This is a genomic window from Candidatus Kaistella beijingensis, assembly GCF_020084865.1.
GTDB classification, from domain to species: domain Bacteria; phylum Bacteroidota; class Bacteroidia; order Flavobacteriales; family Weeksellaceae; genus Kaistella; species Kaistella beijingensis.
The window spans coordinates 2553521-2575976 of the sequence record NZ_CP071953.1; the positions used below are offsets into that span (position 1 = coordinate 2553521).

Sequence of the window (22456 nt, forward strand, 5' to 3'; positions counted from 1 at the left end):
GGTTGAGTAGTTCTTAAGAAGCACCGAAGGTGCGACATGTTGGTTGGGAATTGTTATGCTTATTTATTAGGAGCCCCGAAGGTGCGACATGTTTGGTAGAGAAAATTTGACGAGTTTTTGTGGAGCGCCGAAGGTGCGAAACATCAACAGTTGGGTGCGGGGCGCCCGGAAAAATGTGAGGAATTATTGAGGGAGCGCCGAAGGTGCGAAATTACTTTTAATGGAGAGATTGCTTCGTCCCTCGCAATGACAAACCACCCGTCTTTATAGCCCCGATTGCAGCGGCATCCTTTTGCGAAACGAAGTGCAGCAAAAGATACAGCGGAAAGCGGGACCGAATTTAAATAAAAGCAAAAACTTTCTTGCTCCTGCAAAACCAAGCTTATGAGATAGCTTCGCTTTGCTCGCAATGACAGAGAATAATTATATTTTTGAGGAAATTGATACCTCAGACTTTAAAAAAATACCGTTATGGAAGAAAATACAAATATTTGGTGGCTGAACGAAGAAAGCGAACAAATGCTGAATCGTGGCTACCTTTTGAAAGGCGAAACCGTACAGGGCGCGATTGAAAGAATTACAACCGCTGCCGCGAAACGACTTTATAAACCTGAATTGCAGCCGGCTTTCGAGGAGATGATTACGAAGGGTTGGATTTCTTTTTCGTCGCCCGTTTGGGCGAATATGGGAACTCAGCGTGGACTTCCGATTTCGTGTTTCAACGTACATATTCCGGATAATATTGAGGGAATTACGCATAAATTGGGCGAAGTGATCATGCAGACAAAAATCGGGGGTGGAACTTCCGGTTATTTCGGCGAGCTGAGAAATCGTGGAACTGCGGTGACCGACAATGGGAAATCTTCGGGCGCAGTTTCGTTTATGAAATTGTATGATACCGCGATGGACGTGGTTTCACAAGGTGGTGTTCGTCGTGGTGCTTTTGCGGCGTATTTGGATATTGATCATGGTGATATTGAGGAATTTTTGTCGATTAAAGATATTGGAAGTCCGATTCAGAACTTGTTTACGGGAGTTTGTGTTCCGGATTATTGGATGCAGGATATGATTGACGGCGATATGGACAAACGTAAAATTTGGGCACGAGTTTTAGAGAGCCGCCAACAAAAAGGTTTGCCATATATTTTCTTTACCGACAACGTAAACCGCAACAAACCACAAGTTTACAAAGACCGCGGAATGATGGTGAATGCAAGTAATTTGTGTTCGGAAATCATGTTGCCTTCAAGTGCGGAAGAATCGTTTATTTGCTGTCTTTCCTCGATGAACCTTGAATTGTACGACGAGTGGAAAGACACGAACGCCGTAAAATTGGCGATTTATTTCCTCGATGCTGTTTTGTCTGAATTCATTGAAAAAACGGAAGGAAATTATTATCTAACCGGAGCAAGAAACTTCGCAATGCGTCACAGAGCGCTTGGTTTGGGAGTTTTGGGATATCATTCTTATTTGCAGAAAAATATGATTCCGTTTGAAAGTTTCGAGGCGACGCAGTTTAATGCTCGTGCTTTCAGACATATCAAAGAACAGTCGCTTCAAGCGTCGCAAGAATTGGCGAATATTTACGGCGAACCTGAAATGTTGAAAGGTTACGGAATGCGCAACACGACGTTGATGGCGATTGCTCCGACTACTTCTTCTTCCGCGATTTTGGGACAAACTTCTCCGGGAATCGAACCTTTTGCATCGAATTATTACAAAGCAGGTTTGGCGAAAGGAAACTTTATGCGTAAAAACAAATACCTTGCAAAATTATTGCAGGAAAAAGGTCTCGACAACGAGGAAACCTGGAGAACCATTATGCTGAATCACGGTTCTGTTCAACATTTGAATGAATTGAGTGATGAGGAAAAAGCGGTTTTCAAAACCTTCCGTGAAATCTCACCGATGGAGATTATTTCTCAAGCCGCGCAAAGACAGCAATATATTGACCAAGCGCAATCTTTGAATTTGCAGATTCCTTCAACAATGCCGGTGAAAGATGTGAATTATCTTTATATCGAAGCGTGGAAAAAAGGTGTGAAAACGCTGTATTACCAGAGAAGCTCTTCGGTTTCGAAGGAGTTGATGGTGAATTTTGTAACGTGCTCGAGTTGTGAAGCGTAAAATTCAGAAAAATAACAAGGAGAAAAGAATAAAGATAAGGCCGCGGAAAATTTTTCTGCGGTTTTTTATTGATTTAAATCAAGTTTTTGCATTTAAAATAATTGTAGATTTGTTTTAAAGCTCACCGTATGAAAAATATAATATTGTTATTAATAACCTTTTTATTGGTTGAGTGCAGAGAAACTGGTTCGAACGATTCTTCGACACAAGACATTGTAAAAAGTTCAGTTTCGGGAAAAGTTTATGATTATCAAAGGAATATCCCTGTATCAAATTTTCCCGTAAAATTATTTAGACAGTATAGTGATTTTTGTGGGTATATGTCTTGCATTAGGAACGAGGAAATTGCTACGGCATACTCAGATCAAAACGGGAACTATATCATTAACTTCAATTACATTAAAGATTTAACAAAAAAAAATTATGGTTATGTAATAAAGGTTGAGAACTATTCTAATCATATCGCAGAAAATCTACAAACAACGACAATAAATCCAGGCAATAATAACACCGTTAACATTAATGCTTGGGCGGTGGTAAGGTTAAAAATTCATCTTTCTATATTGAACAATAATAATCCACCACTTTATATTGCGACACATTTAACAACAGAAAGCGGAACATTCAATAATACCGCCGTAAACGGAAATGGGGAACAAGATATAGAATTGATGGCAAAGCCGTCTTGGAATATGGTTCTTCGTTTTTACTATTTTTTAAATAATCAGATACATTTTATTGACAAGCAGGTAAATACAAATAATGATGATTTTCAAAACCTTAATTTCACCATTGATTGTGGTTTATTTTAGTTTCATCTGCAATTGGTTCTCTTGTGGATCTAGAGATTAAATGTAAATCCTTAACTTTAAATCCTCAAAATTTAAATTATGAAATTCGGACAAGTTGATGACCCGTCGCAAATAGATTTTACCCTTCCAAAAGACCATCCAAGAACTGCAGAAATTCTGAAAAAGAATACGAAAGGTCTTGAAGATATTTCCATCGGTTGCGCCAAGTGGAACAAAACCGATTTGAAAGGCTTCTATCCAAAAGGAACGAAAGATGAGTTGACGTATTACGCGACACAGTTTAATTCCATTGAGTTGAACGCGACTTTCTACGGAATGCCTTCTGCGGAACAGGTGCAGACCTGGAAAGAAAAGACCCCAAAAGATTTTAAATTTTTTCCAAAAATTACGAACACCGTTTCTCATTTCAGAAGACTTTTGAATATTACGGATGTCGTGACACAATTTGCAACGGCGGTTTTGAATTTTGATGAAAAGTTGGGAATGGTTTTCCTGCAGCTTCATGATAACTTTAAGCCGAAAGATTACGAGCGCTTAGAAAAATTTATAAAAGATTGGCCTAAAGAAATTCCTCTCGCAATAGAACTTCGCAATAACGAATGGTTTTCAGACGAGGAAGTTTTTGAAAAAACGATGAAACTTTTTGAGGAAAACACTATCACCAACATCATCGTCGATACTGCAGGAAGACGAGATATGCTTCACATGAGATTGACGACGACAAGTGCTTTTATCCGTTATGTTGGAGCCAATGCAGAAAGCGATTATGCAAGATTAGATGATTGGTTGCAAAGATTAACCGATTGGAAAAAACTCGGATTAAAAAATCTATACTTCTTTGTTCATCAAAATCTTGAAAAAGCTTCACCTTTGCTTTCCGCACACTTCATTGAACAAATGAACAAGGATTGGGGAACCGAAATTCATGTTCCGGTAATGGCGGATGCGAAAACTTTATTTTAGTAAGATGCAGTCTAATCGCATTATTCATTTCATTAATAAATTTTATAGATAGAATAAAAGATAAGAACATCCTTAATTATAATAATCTTCAATAAATTAGCAAAAGCAGAAAAAGATGTTTTCAAAATCCTGTGAATACGGCATTAGAGCCTCGATTTATGTCGCAAAACAGTCGGTGAAAGAAAGAAAAGTAGGGCAGAAGGAAATTGCAAAAGCAATCGACTCACCCGAAGCTTTCACCGCGAAAATTTTGCAGAAGCTCACCAAAACAAATGTCATTCGTTCCGCAAAAGGTCCAAATGGTGGCTTTTTCGTTGAAACAGGTGATTTGGAAAGAGTAAAACTTTGGAACATCGTTTTTGCTATTGACGGAAACAGCTTGTTTGAAGACTGCAGTTTGGGCTTGCGGAAATGCAATGCACAAAAACCATGTCCACTTCATCACAAATTTGTGAAAATTAGAGCTGAAATTCGGGAGACGCTCGAAAAAACGACTTTGAAATCTTTGGCTGAAGAAGTTTCAATAGGTGCCGCTTATCTTAAGAGATAAAATTTTTTTATTCTAATAAAGGACTTTTTTGTCCTCTAATTTCTTTTTTTATGAACAATTCATTAATTGGTGAGTCGGGGATTCAGATTACCCTTGTTTTGGTCCTGATTCCGATTTTGGCAGGTTTGCTTATCGCAATCTTAAAAACGTATTCCACTTACAAAAACCTGAAAAGTCGCCGCGAACTTCTGGACCTTGAAAAGAAAATTAAAACGCTTTCCCCAGAAGAAATCCAACAATACGAGTATCGGAAAAAGCAGATGGAATACCAAGTTCCCGAAAACGAACTTTCAGGAAATCTCGCTCCTTCAGACGAAAAAGGAATTATCAGCAACATCAATTCAGTAGAGGAAATCAGAGTAATTCCACATAAGAAAAGCGCGGTTCCACAAAATTATGTTTCGCCACAATTGGCAGAACTCATTCTTTATTTTTTGAGTTTTTCTGTTATGTGGCTGCTCGTAGGAACTTCGGTTGGGGAATATTTAGGAATAAAATTCGTCGCTCCCGATGCAGACCACGTCAGTTGGCTGAGTTTTGGGCGGCTTCGTCCTGTTCACACCAATTTGGTTTTTTGGGGATGGGCTTCTTTTGCGATGGTCGGTTTAGCGTATTATGTTATTCCAAGAGTGAGTAATGTGGGGATTTTCAGTTTGAAACTCGGATGGTATGCCTTAATTTTAATGAATGCCGCCGTGATTTTAGGAACGATTTCTTTAATGGCGGGAATCAATAATGCAGGTGGAGAATACCGAGAATACATTTGGCCAGTCATGGCGCTTTTTGCAGCGGGAATAGCATTGACTTTATATAATTTTTTGAAAACCATTGCCATGCGGAAAACCAAGGAAATCTACGTTTCTAATTGGTACATTGTTTCGGCGGTGATGTATGTGATTGTGATTCTGTTGGTTGCGTATCTTCCATTTTGGCAACACGGTTTAGCGGAAACGATTATTCAAGGTTATTATATGCATCAAGGAGTGGGAATGTGGTTTATGTTTTTAACGCTCGGTTTAATGTATTATTTCCTTCCGCAACAGCTCAACAAGCCGATTTATTCTTACAGTTTGGGAATTTTAGCTTTTTGGACACAAATTCTATTCTATACTTTAATCGGTAGTCATCATTTTATTTTCAGCGCAATTCCGTGGTGGATGCAGACTGTTGCCATCGTCGCAAGCGTTGGAATGGTGATTCCCGTGGTTGCAGGAACGACCAACTTTTTACTCACATTCAACGGAGCTTGGTATCAATTGAAAACAAGTTACACCCTTCCTTTTTATTTGATTGGAATTCTGTTTTACTTTTCAGGTTCACTTCAAGGAACAGCGGAAGCTTTCAGATTTACCAATTTAATTTGGCACTTCACCGATTTCACGGTCGCGCATTCACACATGACGATGTACGGAATCATCACCTTCATGTTGTGGGCGTTTATTTACACGCTCGTTCCACGACTTACAGGAAAAGAACCGCCAAAATTTTGGGTGGGAATTCATTTTTGGCTCGCCCTGATTGGTTTAATGTTTTACATTGTTTCATTAATGATAGGTTCCACAGAAAAAGGTTTGATGTGGATGGCGAAAAAACCATTCATCGAAAGTGTGGTTTTAATGGCTCCTTATTGGTTGTGGCGTGCAATCGGAGGAACGATGATGTGGATTTCGCACTTCGTTTTTGCCTATAATTTTTATAAAATGGTGAATAAAAAACAGGAAGTTGTCATTCCAAGAACGCCCGCCGAAATTTTGGAAGCCAAAAAACAACTTCAAAACACTGAATTCATCCCAACAAAATAGTATCGAACATGGAATTTTATAGTAATCATAAATTGTTATTTTGGTCAGCATTGGTATTTTTCCTGTTTCTGACACTGCAGATTGCGATTTTACCCGCCATTCAAAATCAACAGGTTTATCAACCGCTTCCCGACGCAAAACCTTTAACTAAAGCAGAACAAGCAGGAAAAGATTTATACGTTGCAAATGGCTGTATCGCATGTCACACTCAACAAGTTCGAGGAATTGACCAAGACAAACCTTTCGGAAGCCGACCAAATATTCCCGCAGATTATGCCATGAATCAAAGAATGGATGTTTGGAGAAACACCGCAAATTTGTTGGGTTCAGAAAGAACGGGTCCTGACTTAACCAACATTGGCGAAAGACAACCCAGTGTGGATTGGCAATTGCTGCACCTTTATCAACCGAGAGCAGTGGTGGAACAGTCGGTAATGCCTGCTTATCAATGGCTTTTTAAAGAGAAAGATTATTTGGAAAAAGGAGATATAGAAGTAAAAGTTCCTGAAAAATTCTTACAAAATAAATTCAAAAAAGTAGTCGCAACAAAAGACGCCATGAATTTGGTTGCCTATTTACTATCATTAAAACAATTAAAACTTCCCGACGGAACAAAGCCGCCTGAATTTTTATACAAACAAAAAGAAAAAGCCGCTGCAACAGGAGGTGGAACTGCATTACCCGATGGTGGAGAAATCTACAACGGAAATTGCGTCGCATGTCACCAAGCAAACGGCGAAGGTTTACCGGGAGCATTTCCTCCTTTGAAAGGAAGTCCGATTGTTTTGGGTGACGATTTAAAATTGTACGTAACGATTATTATGAAAGGTTACGACCCGCGTCCGCAGTGGGCAACAATGCCGAATGTGGGAACTGCCGCAAATTTTACGCCCGAAATGGTCACTGCATTAATCAATCACGAAAGGTCAAGTTGGGGAAATACAGCAGCACCTGTAAAATTGGAGGATGTGAAGAAAATTATGGATGAAATTAAATAAGAGGTCATCGGTTTATTAAAGTTTAGAATTGTTAATAGTAGTTACGAAATCAATAGGAACGGGCTTTAGCCCGTTCAAAAAATGGAGAAAATTCCTTTGGCTTTAGCCAAAATTTATAGATTTTATAAAATGAAAATTTATCATAAAATTGAAACCAACAAAATGAAAAATCTAAAGAATAACATCACCTTAATTTTCCTGTTCATCGTGAATTTTGCTTTCGCATGTGATGCCTGCAAACTTCAGCAACCGAAAGTCACCCAGGGATTTACGCACGGAACAGGACCTGAAAGCAAGTGGGATTGGTTAATCGTTGCAATCATCGCTGTAATCACCGTTTACACTTTAATTTATTCCATTAAATATATTGTGAAACCGGGCGAAAAAGACAAAAACCACATTAAATATTCCATTTTAAATTAATTTCTAAAGTTTAAAGAAATGACCAAAGATAAAACGAGCGTCGTACTTTTCATCGATGATGATCCGCAACCCATTGCAGATCTGGAAACACCAATTGTTTTCGATTTCGACACCACGAAATTGACGGACGGTGAACATACCTTGAAAATCGTCAGCAAATCTCCCACAGGAAGGGAAGGAATTCGACTCATTAAGTTTATGGTGAAAAACGGACCCGCAATCAGCATCGAAGGTTTAAAGGAAAACGATATTGTTGATGGAACTTTTCCTTTAATGATCAACGCGTACGACAAAGGAAACCAAAAAAGTTTCGTGATTGAAGGCAGCGAAACTCCGCAAACTGTTCCCGTTTGGATGTGGATTCTCATCCTCGTTATCGCAGCTTGGGGAGCATATTACGGGATTACTTATTTTACAGGATTTCCATATTAGTTTTTATTGATATATTGAGAAAGCGGCTTCAAATTTTTTTGAAGCCGCTTTTATATTTTGAAAATATTGCACGAAAATCTACGCCAAAAATTCAATCTCTTTGTCCTTGAAATCGTTTTTGTCAACCAGTTTGTTCATGGTTTTCAGCATTTTCTTGCGTAATTGTGCCAATTTCCTAATGTTCTTATCTTCGCTGTAATCGAAAATATTGTCTTCAAAAGAAAATGTGTCTCCTTTTTTAAATTCGATCTTGTTTTTCTTGGCTTCCTTCAAAAGCATCATGTTGGTCATCGTTTCCAACAAATGATGTTCAGAAAACGCGAGGTTTTTCAACGTTCTTAAAACTTGTTTTTTATATTTTTTCTTCGCGCCCATAATATTTAATCTTAATTTTTTTTATATAAATTCCCAACTCCCAATCTCGAATCTCGAATCTCGAAACGGGTTTCAAAGTTAACCAATTTTCCTCGAACATAACCCAAAATCCCTATCTTTGTTCACCATGCCGAAAAACGAACTTCTTTCACTTATCGCTCTTGCCAAAAACAAGGACCAAAAAGCGCAAACCAAACTCATTAATTTGTTTTGGGTGGATGTTTTCAGTTTTGTGATGAAGAAAGTTCAGGATGAAAATGTGGCGGATGAAATTACGGTTTCCGTTTTTTCAAAAGTTTTGTCTAAACTTGAAATGTATGACCCCAATTTTCAGTTCAAGACTTGGATTCTCACCATCGCGCAAAATTCCGTCATCGATTATTGGCGTAAGAAATCTCGTGAAAATGAAGACTCAACCGACAACTTCGACAATATTAAAAATCAGTTTGCACGGTCACCCGAAGAACTTTTAATTTCCGAAGAAGAACAGAAACAAATTATTTCCGTGATCGAAAGCTTGGATTCCAATTATCAGGACATCATCCGACTTAGATTTTTTGAGGAAAAAAGTATCAAAGAAATTGCGGAAGAATTAAATCTCACCATTGCCAACACGAAAGTGAGAATCATGCGCGCCAAAAAAGTTCTCGCAGAATTACTGAAAAACAACGAGTTCGACGATTAACCAAACCAAATTCTAAATTCGTAAATTTGGAAATTAATTTTTAAGTCAATTTTTGCACACTTTTGCGCAACTGTATCAGATAAAAACTTTTGTAACTTTTGCGGTAAAAATATTGCATCACATTTATTAATAATGAGCGAAACAGTTACCAATAACACCATTCAAAAACCAAAATGGATTCGGGTAAAACTTCCAACCGGGAAAAATTACCGCGAACTCAGAACTTTGGTCGATAAATATAAACTCAACACCATTTGCCAAAGCGGAAGTTGTCCGAACATGGGCGAATGTTGGGGAGAAGGAACGGCAACTTTCATGATTCTCGGAAATATTTGTACCAGAAGTTGCGGATTCTGTGGCGTAAAAACTGGAAAACCACTCGACGTTAATTGGGATGAGCCCGAAAAAGTGGCGCGTTCCATCAAGTTGATGAAAATCAAACACGCGGTTCTCACTTCTGTTGACCGAGATGATTTGAAAGACATGGGTTCTATTTTGTGGGCAGAAACCGTGAATGCAGTTCGCAGAATTTCTCCCGGAACAACGATGGAGACTTTGATTCCCGATTTCCAGGGAATTACCAAACATATTGACAGAATTTTGGAAGTGGCTCCCGAAGTCATTTCCCACAATATGGAAACCGTGAAAAGATTGACGCGCGAAGTTCGCATTCAGGCAAAATACGAACGAAGTCTTGAAGTTTTGCGATACATGAAAGAAGCCGGACAAAATCGCACAAAGACAGGATTAATGCTTGGTTTAGGTGAAGAAAAAGATGAGGTTTTCCAAACGATTGAAGACATCAGAAATGCGAATGTGGATGTAATCACGATTGGACAATATCTTCAACCCACCAAAAAACATTTACCCGTAAAAAAATTCATCACTCCTGAAGAATTCAACGAGTTTGGAGATTTTGCAAGAAATTTAGGTTTCCGACATGTGGAAAGTTCACCGTTGGTGAGAAGTTCTTATCACGCAGAAAAGCATATTCATTAATTTCCTGTAAAATTTCTTGACCTAGGAGATTTGAGTAAGAAAAATTGAAATTTTTAAAGCCAAAATATTCCTCACTGTGTTCGGAATGAAAATATTCTTGATGTAAACGTTAGAAGAAAAGATTCGGCGCGACGAAGTCGCGCCGAATCTTTTCCAATCATAAAATAAAGTGAGAAGCGTCATTCCGAACGAAGTGAGGAATCTTAAAAATAACAATTTTGGCCCAACATCATAAAATTGTTTATCTTTAAAATCAAATCCCAAATTATTTGTCATGAAATTCCTAAAATTATCCATTATCGCTTTCTTTTCATTATTTGCAATTTCCTGCAAGGAAAACAAAAGTACCAATCCAAATAAAACGGAGACAGCCGTTTCAAAAAATATTAAAACGGAAGACGTGGTTTACAATATTCGAGGAATAAATTATAAATCTTTTGCTGCATTTACAACAGACTCGGATCAACCAAAACCAGTTGTGATGGTGATTCCCGAATGGTGGGGTTTAAATGACTATGCAAAAAGTCGGGCAAAACAACTCGCAGAATTGGGTTATTTCGCAATGGCGGTTGATTTTTATGGTGAAGGAAAGGTGGTGGATAATCCTGAAGAAGCGGGCCAATTAGCGCAACCGTTTTACCAAATTCCCATCAATGCAAAAATGATTTTCGATGCCGCAAAAGCTAGAGTGGTGACTTATCCCAATGCAGACCATTCTAAAATTGCAGTAATTGGTTACTGTTTCGGAGGTGCGCAAGCTTTGAATATGGCGCGACAGGAAAGTGATCTGAAAGGTGCTGTTTCCTTCCACGGAAATCTGATGACTGGTGTAAAACCAAAAAACAACAAAGTAAAAATCCTCGTCTGCAACGGAGCAAACGACACTTTTGTTTCTCCGGAAGAAATTGCAGCCTTCAAAAAAGAAATGGATTCCGCCAAAATCAATTACACTTTTATCGATTATCCAAACTCGCTGCATTCCTTTACCAATCCCGCCTCTACGGAAGTCGGCAAAAAATTCAACATGAAAATCGCCTACAACAAAGAAGCCGACGAAAAATCATGGAACGACATGAAAAAATTTCTCGCCGATATTTTCAAATAGAATTTTCAACAAACGTAGGAACGCGCCATAAAGGCGCATTCAAAAATTCGGGCGCAACTTTGTTGCGCCCGAATTTTTTTATATGGAAATCATTTTAAGCTGTCTTAAAATATTTTCTCAACTTCCAAGCCATTTTTTCGTGCTCTTGAATAAGTCCTGTTAAGAAGTCTGCGGTTCCAACATCACCATATTTGGTGTCGCATTCGTCGATAAATTTTCTTAATGCTTTGACGATGGTTTCGTGGTCTGAAACCAATTCTTTCAACATTCCTTGGTTGTCTGGAACTTTTCCAGGGGTTTCCTTCAGTTGAGATAATTTTGCAAATTCAGAAGTGGTTCCGATGGCTGTTCCGCCAAGTGTAGAGATTCTTTCTGCAACCTCGTCAATGGCTTCTGCAATTGCATCATATTGAGCTTCAAATAGTTGGTGAAGCTCCATAAAATTATCACCAGAAAGATTCCAGTGGAATTTTCTCAATTTAATGTAAATAACATTTCCGTCTGCCAAAACTTTGTTCAGCAAATCGTTCACGGAGTTCAAATTTTTCTGTGTAATTCCTAAATCGGGTTTCATAATAGTATTTTGTTTAAGTTAAAATTTAGTTCTTTTTTAAAAATTCATGGAAATTACAACTTAGGGTTTGGGGAAATTAATTTCGATGAATTTTTTCCTTTTAAATATGTAAATTTCCTTCTACACCGTCGCTGTTGTCGGTCTTTTTTCCCGTAATTGCAGCCGTAGCAAAAGTTAAAAACGAAACCAATTTTCCCGCTTTTGTGTCCCAATAATACGTCTCATCGGGCGTCACACGAATCACCGAAACTTTCGGGTCGTCTTTTCCTTCCTCAAACCACGCACTTGCAAGTGGTGTCCATTTTTCTTCAATCGTGTTCTTGTCCCGATAAATATATGCTTTCCCGTAAACAGAAAGATATTCCGAACTTCCATTATTCATGAAAAGCAGTTGCACTCGGTTATCTTCCAAGATTTCAAAATTCTTGTTGCTTTCCGAACTGCTCAAAAACCACAGGTTTCCTTCCTCGTCGGTTTCCCGCAAACTCATCGGTCGCGCCGCAATCGGCAGAGTTTCCAAATTCGTGCAAAACATGCACATTCTCGCGCTTTCCGAAAGTTTCTTCAACTTCGCAATCGCTTCTTTTTGACTTAAATTTTCTGTTGACATAATTTATATTTTTTAGTGTTGGTTTTTTTAGGAGCAAGAAGATTTTCGCTTCTATTAAAGTTCGGTCCCGCTTTCCATTTCAATCTTTTTTGCGGCGGCGAAGCCGCCGCAAAAAAGGATTTCCATTACAATCGGGGCTAGAAAATTCTGTCGGTTATTTTTCGACAAGAACAAAATCTTCTAAACAACAATTAAACCATACCACAAATATTTTGATTTTAATTTGTTAAATAAATCTTAAAACGTTTAAATTGATAAAATCAATGAACTTTAATTATTGAAGTAATATTTTAGGGCTCGATTTTTGATAAACAGCACAAAAATAAACGTATGGACCTCAAATCAAACGAACCATTTTGGCTCGTAAAAAACGGAATTATTTCTTCTTATCCCTCTTTAAAAAATGACGAGAGTTGTGATGTGCTCATCATAGGTGGTGGAATCACAGGAAGCTTAATTGCCCATCAAATGGTCAAAGACGGCCACAAAACGATCCTCATCGACAAGCGAGAGATTGCCAACGGAAGCAGTTCCGCTACAACTTCAATGCTTCAATATGAAATCGATATTCCTCTTTACGAACTCATCGAAAAAATCGGCGAAAAAGGTGCGGTGGAAAGTTATGAAGCATGTTCAAAATCGATAGATGATTTGGCAAAAATCTCTAAAGAAATCAAATCCAATGCAGGTTTTGAAAAAAAGGATTCTTTGTATTTCGCCTCGAAAAAGAAAGATGTTTCGTGGCTTCAAAAAGAATTCGAAGCACGCAAAAAAGCAGGTTTCAAGGTGAAATGGTTGGAACCCGAACAAATTTCCAAAAAATTCGGATTGCAAAAAACCTTCGGCGGAATTCTTTCCGAACAAGGCGCAAGTATCGACGCTTTTAAATTCGCTCACGAACTTTTAGATTTCAACGTCAAAAAAGGCTTAAAAATTTTCGACAAAACCGAAATGAAATCCGTGAAATATCACAAAACTTTCAATGAGGTTCTCACCACCGAAAATCACAGAATCAAGGCGAAGAAAATCATTTACTGCATCGGCTACGAGAGCAAAAGTTTAATCAATGAAGATTTTGTGAAACTGAAAAGTACTTTTGCAGTCGTTTCAGAAATTGACGAAAAAAAGCTGGAGAAATTTGGAAACACGCTTTTCTGGAACACCGATGATCCTTACATTTATATGCGTACAAACGATGATGGAAGACTTTTAATTGGTGGTGGCGACGAAGATTTTCGCGATCCAGAAAAACGCGACGCGATGCTTTCGCAGAAAGAAAAGGAAATTTTAAAAACCCTAAAGAAAATCCTTCCAGAATATCAATTTTACACCGATTTTACTTGGGCAGGAACTTTCGGCGAAACCAAAGATGGACTTCCTTACATCGGAACACACAAAAATTTCAAGAATTCCTATTTCGTTTTAGGTTTTGGCGGAAACGGCATCACTTTCTCCGTCACTGGAATGGAAATGGCTTCCAATTTTATGAAAAACAAGAAACATGCTTTAACGGAATTTTTTAAATTCGGTAGATAATTATGAAACTCGTCGAATTCACCAACAAAGGCATTTACTGCATCCCCGGAAAATTCTACATCGATCCTTGGAAACCTGTCGATTTGGCGATAATTTCACACGGACACGGCGATCATGCAAGATGGGGAATGAAAAAATATTTGTGTCACCATTTCACAAAACCCATTCTCAAACACAGAATCGGTAAAGACATCGAAGTTCAAGGCGTAGAATACGGCGAAGAAATCAACATCAATGGCGTAAAAGTTTCTTTTTTTCCGGCAGGACATATCGTCGGTTCCGCCCAAATCCGAATGGAATATAAAGGTTTTGTCACAGTCTTTTCCGGCGATTACAAAGTTCAGGATGACGGACTTTCAACTCCTTTTGAATTGGTGAAATGCAACGAATTCATTACAGAAAGCACTTTTGGTTTGCCGATTTACAATTGGCTTTCTCCCGAACAATATTCCGAGCAGATGAAAACTTGGGTGGAAAAAAACCGCGAACAGGGAAAAACCTCTGTTTTCATCGGCTACTCTTTAGGAAAAGCGCAACGAATTATGAAGTCGCTTGAAGGTTACGGCAAGATTTTCGTCCATCATTCCATAGGAAAAATTAATGAAGCCATCGAATCTTCAGGAATTCAAATCCCTGAATATGAAACCGTTTATTTTAATGATGATTTAAAAAAAGTGAATCAGGAAATCGTCATTCTGCCACCTGCTTTGCTCGATTCCAACTTAATCCGAAAAATTCCAAATCGAGCAACAGGAATTTGTTCCGGTTGGATGCAGGTTCGAGGTTCGAGAAGATGGCGCTCTGCTGATGCCGGTTTTGCCATTTCCGATCACGCTGATTGGAACGGACTTTTAGAAACGGTAAAAGCAACCGGCGCCGAAAAAGTTCATGTTACACACGGACAAACCGCAGTTTTTTCAAAATATTTAAACGAACTCGGAATCGATGCCGATGAAGTGAAAACAAATTACGGCGACGAAGAAACGGAAGAAAAAGAAATCCTTGAAGGAAATAAATAACACTAAAACCAAAAATATTTCAAAATCTCATATCCCGAAATACGAAGCTCGTAACTCGTTCCTTGCAAATGAAAACCTTCGCCCAACTCATAACCTCTTTGGAAAGCACCAACAAAACCAACGCAAAAATCGATGCGATGGTTCATTACCTACAAACCGCTCCCGAAAATGACAAACTTTGGTTTCTTGCATTGTTCACCGGAAAACGTCCGAAAAGACCTGTCAATACAAATCTTTTAAAATTATGGGCTTTAGAAATTACCCAACTTCCGGAATGGCTTTTTTTGGAAAGTTATTCTTCAGTCGGTGATTTGGGAGAAACTTTATCGCTTATTTTGCCACCTCCAGTAAATGAAATCGACAAGTCACTTTCACAATGGATGTCGGAATTGATTGATTTAAAAGACAAAACCGAAGAAGAGAAAAGGATATATGTGATCGAAAGTTGGAACGGTTTAAATTACACTGAACGATTTATTTTCAACAAGTTAATTGGCGGAAGTTTTCGAATTGGAGTTTCCAAAAAATTGTTAATCAATGCTTTGTCGAAATATTCTGAAATTGATTCAAGTCAGTTGATGCACAGCATTATGGGAAAATGGAATGTGGAAGAAACGAATTTTGAGGATTTAATTTCCGGAACCAATATCAATCCAGACAATTCAAAACCTTACCCGTTTTGTCTCGCTTATCCGATCGAGAAAGAAATTCACGAACTCGGAAATCCCGAAGATTGGCAAGCGGAATACAAGTGGGACGGAATTCGCGGACAATTAATCAAACGAAACAATGAAATTTTTCTTTGGTCGCGAGGAGAAGAATTGGTCACACCGCAATTTCCCGAACTCGTTTCTGCTTTAGAAAAGATGGAAGGTGACTTTGTTTTGGATGGCGAAATTTTAGCAGTAGTTGACAATCAGGTTTTGAATTTTAACGAGCTTCAAAAACGTTTAAACCGAAAAACAATCACCGCAAAAATGTTGAAGGAAATTCCGGTTAAATCCTTTGTTTACGATATTTTGGAGTTTAATGGCGAAGATTTGCGGGAAAAACCATTATCGGAAAGAAGAGCAATACTTGAAAAACTCATCAATGAAAATCCTCACGAAAACATCAAACTTTCTGAAATAATACAATATAAAAATTGGGAAGAATTAACCGAAATTCGTTCCAATTCAAGAGAAAACAACAGCGAAGGTTTGATGCTGAAACAGAAAAATTCCCACTATCATTCCGGAAGAAAAAAAGGCGATTGGTGGAAATGGAAAGTCGATGCTTTAACGATTGACGCCGTTTTGATTTACGCCCAAAAAGGAAGCGGAAGAAGAAGCGGTTATTACACCGATTATACTTTCGCCGTGAAAAAAGAGGATCAATTGGTCACGATTGCAAAAGCGTATTCCGGGTTAACCGACAAAGAAATTATGGAAGTCAGCAAGTTTGTTACAAAGAATTCATTAGAAAAATTCGGACCTGTCCGAACCGTAAAACCAGAATTGGTTTTCGAAATAGCATTTGAAGGAATTGGTTATAGCAATCGCCATAAAAGTGGTGTTGCATTGCGTTTTCCAAGAATTGTTCGTTGGCGACGCGATAAAAAAGTAGATGAAATTGACGATATTGAAGAGGTGAAAAAACTCATTAGATAATTAGAGAGAAATTTTTGTAATAACAATTTTCAATTAAAGACTTTGTCATCCTGAGGTAAAGTTTATCCTGAGCTCGTCGAAGGAAAGGATGCTTTTAGACAAAAATTCCAAAACAATTTTAATTAAATGCCCGAAAAATTCCAATCTTCCGAAGGCTACAAAATCGTTCAAAAATGGTTGAACGAAAAAGATTTCGTGCCTTTCGGATTTCAAATGGAAACTTGGGAGAAATTTGGGAAAAATTACAGCGGAATGGTCATCGCACCGACTGGATTTGGAAAAACATTCTCTGTTTTTTTAGCGGTGATCATTGACTTTCTAAATCATCCGGAAAATTATAAAGACGGTTTAAAGTTACTGTGGATTACGCCGCTTCGTGCATTGGCAAAAGACATCGCAAAAGCAATGACAGAAGCCATCGACGAAATAGGTCTCGATTGGAACGTAGCCGTTCGAAACGGAGATACGCCACAATCGGAAAGGGTTTCACAGACCAAAAAAATGCCCGAAATTTTAATCATCACGCCCGAAAGTTTGCAACTTCTTTTGGCTCAAAAAAATAATCAAAGATTTTTCAAAAGTCTAAAATGTGTTGCGGTTGACGAGTGGCATGAACTTTTAGGCTCGAAACGCGGTGTTTTGGTGGAGTTGGCTTTGTCGCAAATTTTATCGTATCAAAAAAATATCAAAATTTGGGGAATCACCGCAACCATCGGTAATCTCGATGAAGCAATGGAAGTTTTGATTCCCTACAAAATCAAAAAAACAAAAGTCGTTGCCAAAGAAAAAAAGAAAATCGACATTCTTCCGGTTTTTCCTGACGAGGTTGAAATTCTTCCTTGGGCAGGACATCTAGGCGGAAAACTCGTCGATAAAGTGGTTCCCATTATTTTGGAAAGCAAAACGACTTTGGTTTTCACGAACACTCGAAGTCAGGCGGAAATGTGGTATCAAATGCTGTTGAAAGAATATCCCGATTTTGCAGGTCAAATCGCGATTCATCACAGTTCCATCGATCGAGAATTGAGAATTTGGATCGAGGAAAATTTAAGTTCGGGTTATTTGAAAGCGGCGATTTCAACTTCCTCATTGGATTTGGGAGTCGATTTCAAACCAGTTGATACCGTCATTCAAATCGGTTCCAGCAAAGGTGTCGCGCGATTTTTACAACGAGCGGGAAGAAGCGGACATTCCCCATTTGAAACTTCGAAAATTTATTTTGTTCCCACTCATTCCTTAGAATTAATCGAGGTTTCCGCCTTGAAAGAAGCCGTGAAACAAAAAGTCATCGAGCCAAGAATTCCGCAAGTGATGACTTTCGATGTGTTGGTTCAGTTTCTCATGACTTTGGCGGTTGGAGATGGTTTTGAGGAGAAAAAATTATTTAAGCAAATCAAAAACACTTTCGCTTTCCGAGAAATTTCGGAAGAAGAATGGATGAGTTTATTACAGTTTATCACAATTGGAGGCGGCGCACTGAAAAATTATCAGGAATATCATAAAGTCGTCATCGAAAACGGAATTTATAAAGTCACGAACCGCAGAATTGCCATGCTTCATCGGATGAACGTCGGCGTTATTGTAAGCGATGCGATGATGAAGGTAAAATTCGTTAGCGGCGGTTACATCGGAATGATTGAGGAATATTTCATCACTCGCTTAAAACCTGAAGACAAATTTATTTTGGCGGGGAGAGTTTTGGAAATTTCCCACATCAAAGAAATGACGGTTTATGTGAGAAATGCAAAAGGTAAAGCGCAAATTCCGAGTTATTTGGGAGGACGATTGCCTTTGACCTCTTATTTGAGTCAGTTTTTGCGATTGAAATTATCTGATTCTTTGCAGGCGAAATCTTTTGAAAAAGAGTTGAAATTTCTGCATCCGCTTTTGGTAAATCAAGAGGAAAATTCACATATTCCGAAAGATGACGAGTTTTTGGTGGAAATGATTGAAACCCGCGATGGACACCACCTTTTCATGTATCCGTTTGAGGGGAGATTAATCCATGAAGTCATGTCGGCTTTAATTGCTTTTAGGATTTCTAAAATTACGCCGATTTCGTTTTCCATGGCGATGAACGATTACGGTTTTGAATTGTTGAGTTCGCAGGAAATTCCCATCAATCAAGAGAATTTGAAGAAAATCCTTTCCAAGGAAAACCTGATTCAAGATGTTTTGAGCAGTGTAAACGCAACCGAAATGGCGCGACGGAAATTTCGGGATATCGCCGTCATTTCAGGAATGGTGGTTCAGAATTATCCCGGTTTGCAAAAAAACAATAAAAGTTTGCAGGCAAGTTCGGGTTTGATTTTCAATGTTTTGGAAGATTACAATCCTGAAAATTTATTGCTGAAGCAAGCCTATACCGAAGTTTTCAACCAACAAATCGACGAACACCGTTTGATGGAAGCGTTTAAAAGAATCGAGAATTCTAAAATTATTCTGAAATTTGCGAATGCGTTCACACCGTTAAGTTTCCCGATAAAAGTCGATAGCCTAAGACAAAGTTTGTCGAGCGAAGATTTAGACGCAAGAATTTTGCGGTTGCAAAATGAGTCGATGAAAAAAAACAAAAAACGATAATGTAGAGACGCGATTTATCGCGTGTCACAGCAAGAATTGCGCAATCAAAAAATATTCAAAACGAAACCTTTAAAAATGCGTCCAAACAAACCACAAAAGTCACAAAAGTGATAAATCTATTTTTGACCTTTTTAAATTAATAACCTATAAGAACACAAAATTGAAAATCGAAGATTTTCAAACTTTTGTGCGCTAAATTGGGTTTTTAAGATTTAGATTGCATCAACATATTCTTTTGGGACTTTTGTGGTTAAATTACTTTTCACATAATTTGTTTTTATCGATTTTTGCAGTTACAAATTATGATTCAAACCCTTTCAAAAAATATCCAAAACGAAACCTTTAAAAATGCGTTCAAATAAACCACAAAAGTCACAAAAGTGATAAATCTATTTTTGACCTTTTTAAATTAATAACCTATAAGAACACAAAATTGAAAATCGAAGATTTTCAAACTTTTGTGCGCTAAATTGGGTTTTTAAGATTTAGATTGCATCAACATATTCTTTTGGGACTTTTGTGGTTAAATTACTTTTCACATAATTTGTTTTTATCGATTTTTGCACTTACAAATTATGATTCAAACCCTTTCAAAAAATATCCAAAACGAAACCTTGATGTTCACCAACCAAAAAGCCATCTTTTGGGAACGTGAAAAAACCGTAATTATCAGCGATTTGCACGTCGGAAAATCTGCGCATTTTAGAAAAAGTGGAATTGCTGTTTCTTCCGAAATTCTTCTGGATGATTTGAAGGTTTTGGAAAATCTAATTGAGTATTTTCAAGCCGAAAAACTCATTATTGTTGGCGATTTATTTCATGCGGGAATGAACAGCGACCTCAACATTTTCTGCGAATGGCGAAACAAATATTCTTCTTTAAAAATTATTTTGGTTAAAGGAAATCACGACCGAATTCAAGCCAAATTTTACGAAGAAAATTGTATTGAGATTGTTGAAGATTTAATAGATATTGAACCGTTTACTTTTATTCACGAACCCAATAATCATTCCGAAAAATTCTCTATTTCTGGTCATATTCATCCTGGAATTATTCTTTATGGAAAAGCGAAACAGGCGATAAAACTTCCTTGTTTTGCGATTTCCGAAAATCAAATTATTTTGCCCGCGTTCAGCAAATTTACCGGGCTTTACACCAAACCGCTTCATCAAAATTTCAAATTTATTGCATTTACAAAAGGCACTATTTTTGAAGTTTAGCAGGAAAATAATTTTATGAAAAACTTCACAAAAATTGCAGTTCCCGTTGCTCTGGGGATTTTAGGTCTGTTTATTTTCAATTCATGTTCGGTCGGAATTCCGAAAGGTGCAAAAGCGATTCAGAATTTCGATTCCAAAAAGTATCTCGGAAAATGGTATGAAATCGCCCGTTTCGATTATCGTTTTGAGAGAAATATGAACAACGTCACGGCGACTTATTCCCTAAAAGATAACGGAAATATTAAGGTGGACAACAAAGGATTTGATTACGTAAAAAACGAATGGAAAGAAAGTATCGGCGAGGCGAAATTCGTAAATGAACCGACAGAAGCTCGTTTGAAGGTTTCTTTTTTCAAACCAATTTGGGCGGGTTACAACGTGATCGATTTGGACGAAAATTATAAATACGCTTTGGTTGCAGGAAACAATTTGGATTATTTGTGGATTCTTTCCCGTGAAAAAACAATCCCTGAAAGTTTTAAACAAAGATTTTTGGAAAAAGCAAAAAAAATCGGCTACAAAACGGAAAACCTCATTTGGGTAAAACATGATTAGTTACTTAAACCACAAAAGGCACATAAGAAATTGTTGTGGCTCAACTCTAAAATTTTATTACTTATAAAATAATTCGCAAAAGATGAAAATCTGAAGATTTTCAGTTTTGTGTCCTTTTCTATGCTTCATTTGTAAAAAAATAAGCGAAATTTGTAGAAAACATTCTATGAACGCGTCCATCCTCATCATCGGCGACGAGATACTTTCGGGAAATACTTTAGACACCAATTCCAACTTTATCGCTTCGGAATTAAAAAATATCGGAATTTCAGTTTCAAGAATTTTTACTGTGCCGGATCAAATCGAAACAATCAAAAATGGATTGAAATCCGCCACGCAAATTTCGGAAATCGTCATAACAACAGGCGGAATCGGACCTACAAAAGATGACAAGACCAGAACTGCTTTCGCCGAATTCTTCAATGATAAATTGGTTTTGGATGACGAAACTTTCGAACATCTACAACAGCTTTTAATTAAAAGAAAACGGGAACATCTTCTCGACATCAATAAAAGTCAGGCGATTGTTTTATCCAAAGCGAAAATTTTTCAAAACGAAAACGGAACCGCACCCTGTCAAATGATCGAAGAAAATGGGAAACTCGTTTTTTCGCTTCCCGGTGTTCCTTTCGAGGTGAAACCTTTGATTAAGAATCAAATCATTCCTTATTTAAAAGAGAGATTTTCATTAAATCATATCGTAACAAAAATTATTTCTGTCGTCGATTTTCCTGAGAGTTTGCTTTCTGCAACCATTGAAGATTGGGAACTTTCTCTCCCCGAAAATATTTCACTTTCTTATTTGCCGATTGGAACGCGAATTAAATTGCGATTGACTTCAACTGGAAATGATTTACAAGAAATTCAAAATCAATTAGATGCGGCAATTGAAAAACTAAAACCTTATATCTCTGAAAAAGTAATTTCCTGGGACGGCAACGAAATTCAGGAAATTTTGAAGGAAGTATTAACGGAAAGAAATCTCACCGTTTCCACGGCGGAAAGTTGTACGGGTGGAGAATTGTCGCGATTAATTACATCAGTTTCAGGCAGCTCGAAATATTTTTTGGGCGGAATTATAGCATATGATTATCATAAAAAAATAGAAATTTTAGGAGTTTCGGAAAGAACAATTTTAGACAAAACGGTGGTTTCCGAAGAAGTTGCACAGGAAATGAGTTTGGGTTGCCAAAAATTATTTAAAACCGATATTTCACTTTCTACAACGGGAGTTTCCGGGCCGAATTCCGATGATTTTAATAATGAAATTGGAACAGTGTTTTATTCGATTCGGGTGAAAGATTTTGAAAGAACCAACCGTCTATTTCTTCCGCATCTGGAAAGAAATGATTTTGCCAATTTTGTTTCACAAAGGATTCTACAGGATTTGGTGGAGGTTTTAATTAAAATGGAATGATTTTGAAATAAATCTCCATTCA

22 protein-coding genes are annotated in these 22456 nt (G+C 37.7%); 18 read left to right on the top strand and 4 right to left on the bottom strand.

All coding sequences use genetic code 11. The features are described 5' to 3' along the window. Positions 1–471: 471 nt before the first annotated feature. The 8 genes from J4771_RS11895 (at position 472) to J4771_RS11930 (ending at position 8107) form a co-directional block, all read left to right on the top strand. Positions 472–2127, top strand: a complete 1656-nt coding sequence (locus tag J4771_RS11895; RefSeq protein WP_224135212.1) for a ribonucleoside-diphosphate reductase subunit alpha — start codon at positions 472–474, stop codon at positions 2125–2127. Between the two features lie 128 nt (positions 2128–2255). Next, positions 2256–2939: a hypothetical protein gene (locus J4771_RS11900; protein ID WP_224135213.1), complete on the top strand. Its 684-nt coding sequence runs from the start codon at positions 2256–2258 to the stop codon at positions 2937–2939. A 78-nt stretch (positions 2940–3017) separates the two neighbouring features. Beyond that, entirely contained in the window at positions 3018–3902 is an 885-nt protein-coding gene (locus tag J4771_RS11905; protein WP_224135214.1) for a DUF72 domain-containing protein, read from the top strand. Positions 3903–4017: 115 nt separating this feature from the next. Beyond that, the gene (locus J4771_RS11910) at positions 4018–4452 is read left to right on the top strand and encodes an RrF2 family transcriptional regulator (RefSeq protein WP_224135215.1); all 435 of its coding nucleotides are present in this window, start codon (positions 4018–4020) and stop codon (positions 4450–4452) included. 50 nt (positions 4453–4502) lie between these two features. Next, positions 4503–6254: a cbb3-type cytochrome c oxidase subunit I gene (locus tag J4771_RS11915; protein ID WP_224135216.1), complete on the top strand. Its 1752-nt coding sequence runs from the start codon at positions 4503–4505 to the stop codon at positions 6252–6254. Between the two features lie 8 nt (positions 6255–6262). Next, positions 6263–7252 (top strand): cytochrome c, encoded by a 990-nt coding sequence (locus tag J4771_RS11920; RefSeq protein ID WP_224135217.1) that lies wholly within the window; start codon positions 6263–6265, stop codon positions 7250–7252. A gap of 81 nt (positions 7253–7333) precedes the next feature. Continuing rightward, positions 7334–7675 (top strand): hypothetical protein, encoded by a 342-nt coding sequence (locus J4771_RS11925; RefSeq protein WP_224135218.1) that lies wholly within the window; start codon positions 7334–7336, stop codon positions 7673–7675. An 18-nt stretch (positions 7676–7693) separates the two neighbouring features. Continuing rightward, on the top strand, positions 7694–8107 hold the full coding sequence (locus tag J4771_RS11930) for a cytochrome C (protein ID WP_224135219.1): 414 nt from the start codon (positions 7694–7696) through the stop codon (positions 8105–8107). 78 nt (positions 8108–8185) lie between these two features. Here J4771_RS11930 and J4771_RS11935 read toward each other — a convergent pair whose 3' ends face one another. Next, on the bottom strand, positions 8186–8482 hold the full coding sequence (locus tag J4771_RS11935; RefSeq protein WP_224135220.1) for a hypothetical protein: 297 nt from the start codon (positions 8480–8482) through the stop codon (positions 8186–8188). 127 nt (positions 8483–8609) lie between these two features. On the opposite strand from J4771_RS11935, the gene J4771_RS11940 reads away from it, so the two are divergent. Together J4771_RS11940 and lipA are read left to right on the top strand one after the other, a co-directional pair. Beyond that, positions 8610–9167, top strand: a complete 558-nt coding sequence (locus J4771_RS11940) for an RNA polymerase sigma factor (RefSeq protein WP_224135221.1) — start codon at positions 8610–8612, stop codon at positions 9165–9167. Between the two features lie 132 nt (positions 9168–9299). Further along, positions 9300–10166: a lipoyl synthase gene (gene lipA, locus J4771_RS11945; protein WP_224135222.1), complete on the top strand. Its 867-nt coding sequence runs from the start codon at positions 9300–9302 to the stop codon at positions 10164–10166. Positions 10167–10187: 21 nt separating this feature from the next. On the opposite strand, the gene J4771_RS11950 is transcribed toward lipA, so the two are convergent. Next, the gene (locus J4771_RS11950; protein WP_224135223.1) at positions 10188–10382 is read right to left on the bottom strand and encodes a hypothetical protein; all 195 of its coding nucleotides are present in this window, start codon (positions 10380–10382) and stop codon (positions 10188–10190) included. 58 nt (positions 10383–10440) lie between these two features. On the opposite strand from J4771_RS11950, the gene J4771_RS11955 reads away from it, so the two are divergent. Beyond that, complete coding sequence (locus tag J4771_RS11955; RefSeq protein ID WP_224135224.1) at positions 10441–11271, top strand: dienelactone hydrolase family protein; 831 nt, start codon at positions 10441–10443, stop codon at positions 11269–11271. Between the two features lie 94 nt (positions 11272–11365). Here the strand turns inward: J4771_RS11955 and J4771_RS11960 are convergent, their stop codons facing one another. Next, positions 11366–11845, bottom strand: coding sequence for a Dps family protein (locus J4771_RS11960; RefSeq protein ID WP_224135225.1), 480 nt, complete (start codon positions 11843–11845; stop codon positions 11366–11368). Between the two features lie 100 nt (positions 11846–11945). Then, the gene (locus J4771_RS11965) at positions 11946–12455 is read right to left on the bottom strand and encodes a pyridoxamine 5'-phosphate oxidase family protein (RefSeq protein WP_224135226.1); all 510 of its coding nucleotides are present in this window, start codon (positions 12453–12455) and stop codon (positions 11946–11948) included. 330 nt (positions 12456–12785) lie between these two features. Here J4771_RS11965 and J4771_RS11970 point away from each other — a divergent pair, with 330 nt between their 5' ends. The 7 genes from J4771_RS11970 to J4771_RS12000 all read left to right on the top strand — a co-directional run bounded on the left by J4771_RS11970 (position 12786) and on the right by J4771_RS12000 (position 22434). Further along, entirely contained in the window at positions 12786–13991 is a 1206-nt protein-coding gene (locus J4771_RS11970; RefSeq protein ID WP_224135227.1) for an NAD(P)/FAD-dependent oxidoreductase, read from the top strand. A 2-nt stretch (positions 13992–13993) separates the two neighbouring features. Continuing rightward, the gene (locus J4771_RS11975) at positions 13994–15010 is read left to right on the top strand and encodes a ligase-associated DNA damage response exonuclease (RefSeq protein ID WP_224135228.1); all 1017 of its coding nucleotides are present in this window, start codon (positions 13994–13996) and stop codon (positions 15008–15010) included. A 68-nt stretch (positions 15011–15078) separates the two neighbouring features. Next, complete coding sequence (locus J4771_RS11980) at positions 15079–16659, top strand: ATP-dependent DNA ligase (protein WP_224135229.1); 1581 nt, start codon at positions 15079–15081, stop codon at positions 16657–16659. 126 nt (positions 16660–16785) lie between these two features. Beyond that, complete coding sequence (locus J4771_RS11985; protein ID WP_224135230.1) at positions 16786–19242, top strand: ligase-associated DNA damage response DEXH box helicase; 2457 nt, start codon at positions 16786–16788, stop codon at positions 19240–19242. 575 nt (positions 19243–19817) lie between these two features. Beyond that, entirely contained in the window at positions 19818–20462 is a 645-nt protein-coding gene (pdeM, locus tag J4771_RS11990; RefSeq protein ID WP_224135231.1) for a ligase-associated DNA damage response endonuclease PdeM, read from the top strand. A 15-nt stretch (positions 20463–20477) separates the two neighbouring features. Continuing rightward, positions 20478–21017, top strand: a complete 540-nt coding sequence (locus J4771_RS11995; RefSeq protein ID WP_224135232.1) for a lipocalin family protein — start codon at positions 20478–20480, stop codon at positions 21015–21017. Positions 21018–21183: 166 nt separating this feature from the next. After that, entirely contained in the window at positions 21184–22434 is a 1251-nt protein-coding gene (locus J4771_RS12000; RefSeq protein ID WP_224135233.1) for a CinA family nicotinamide mononucleotide deamidase-related protein, read from the top strand. Positions 22435–22456: the final 22 nt, after the last annotated feature.

Excerpts from the sequence above, each read along its gene's own strand:
- J4771_RS11900 (WP_224135213.1), top strand. The coding sequence starts at position 2,256 with ATGAAAAATATAATATTGTTATTAATAACCTTTTTATTGGTTGAGTGC.
- J4771_RS11920 (WP_224135217.1), top strand. The coding sequence starts at position 6,263 with ATGGAATTTTATAGTAATCATAAATTGTTATTTTGGTCAGCATTGGTA.
- lipA (WP_224135222.1), top strand. The coding sequence starts at position 9,300 with ATGAGCGAAACAGTTACCAATAACACCATTCAAAAACCAAAATGGATT.
- J4771_RS11975 (WP_224135228.1), top strand. The coding sequence starts at position 13,994 with ATGAAACTCGTCGAATTCACCAACAAAGGCATTTACTGCATCCCCGGA.
- pdeM (WP_224135231.1), top strand. The coding sequence starts at position 19,818 with ATGATTCAAACCCTTTCAAAAAATATCCAAAACGAAACCTTGATGTTC.
- J4771_RS11935 (WP_224135220.1), bottom strand. The coding sequence starts at position 8,482 with ATGGGCGCGAAGAAAAAATATAAAAAACAAGTTTTAAGAACGTTGAAA.
- J4771_RS11970 (WP_224135227.1), top strand. The coding sequence starts at position 12,786 with ATGGACCTCAAATCAAACGAACCATTTTGGCTCGTAAAAAACGGAATT.
- J4771_RS11905 (WP_224135214.1), top strand. The coding sequence starts at position 3,018 with ATGAAATTCGGACAAGTTGATGACCCGTCGCAAATAGATTTTACCCTT.
- J4771_RS11925 (WP_224135218.1), top strand. The coding sequence starts at position 7,334 with ATGGAGAAAATTCCTTTGGCTTTAGCCAAAATTTATAGATTTTATAAA.
- J4771_RS11985 (WP_224135230.1), top strand. The coding sequence starts at position 16,786 with ATGCCCGAAAAATTCCAATCTTCCGAAGGCTACAAAATCGTTCAAAAA.
- J4771_RS11910 (WP_224135215.1), top strand. The coding sequence starts at position 4,018 with ATGTTTTCAAAATCCTGTGAATACGGCATTAGAGCCTCGATTTATGTC.
- J4771_RS11980 (WP_224135229.1), top strand. The coding sequence starts at position 15,079 with ATGAAAACCTTCGCCCAACTCATAACCTCTTTGGAAAGCACCAACAAA.
- J4771_RS11930 (WP_224135219.1), top strand. The coding sequence starts at position 7,694 with ATGACCAAAGATAAAACGAGCGTCGTACTTTTCATCGATGATGATCCG.
- J4771_RS11895 (WP_224135212.1), top strand. The coding sequence starts at position 472 with ATGGAAGAAAATACAAATATTTGGTGGCTGAACGAAGAAAGCGAACAA.
- J4771_RS11995 (WP_224135232.1), top strand. The coding sequence starts at position 20,478 with ATGAAAAACTTCACAAAAATTGCAGTTCCCGTTGCTCTGGGGATTTTA.
- J4771_RS11955 (WP_224135224.1), top strand. The coding sequence starts at position 10,441 with ATGAAATTCCTAAAATTATCCATTATCGCTTTCTTTTCATTATTTGCA.
- J4771_RS11915 (WP_224135216.1), top strand. The coding sequence starts at position 4,503 with ATGAACAATTCATTAATTGGTGAGTCGGGGATTCAGATTACCCTTGTT.
- J4771_RS11940 (WP_224135221.1), top strand. The coding sequence starts at position 8,610 with ATGCCGAAAAACGAACTTCTTTCACTTATCGCTCTTGCCAAAAACAAG.
- J4771_RS11960 (WP_224135225.1), bottom strand. The coding sequence starts at position 11,845 with ATGAAACCCGATTTAGGAATTACACAGAAAAATTTGAACTCCGTGAAC.
- J4771_RS12000 (WP_224135233.1), top strand. The coding sequence starts at position 21,184 with ATGAACGCGTCCATCCTCATCATCGGCGACGAGATACTTTCGGGAAAT.
- J4771_RS11965 (WP_224135226.1), bottom strand. The coding sequence starts at position 12,455 with ATGTCAACAGAAAATTTAAGTCAAAAAGAAGCGATTGCGAAGTTGAAG.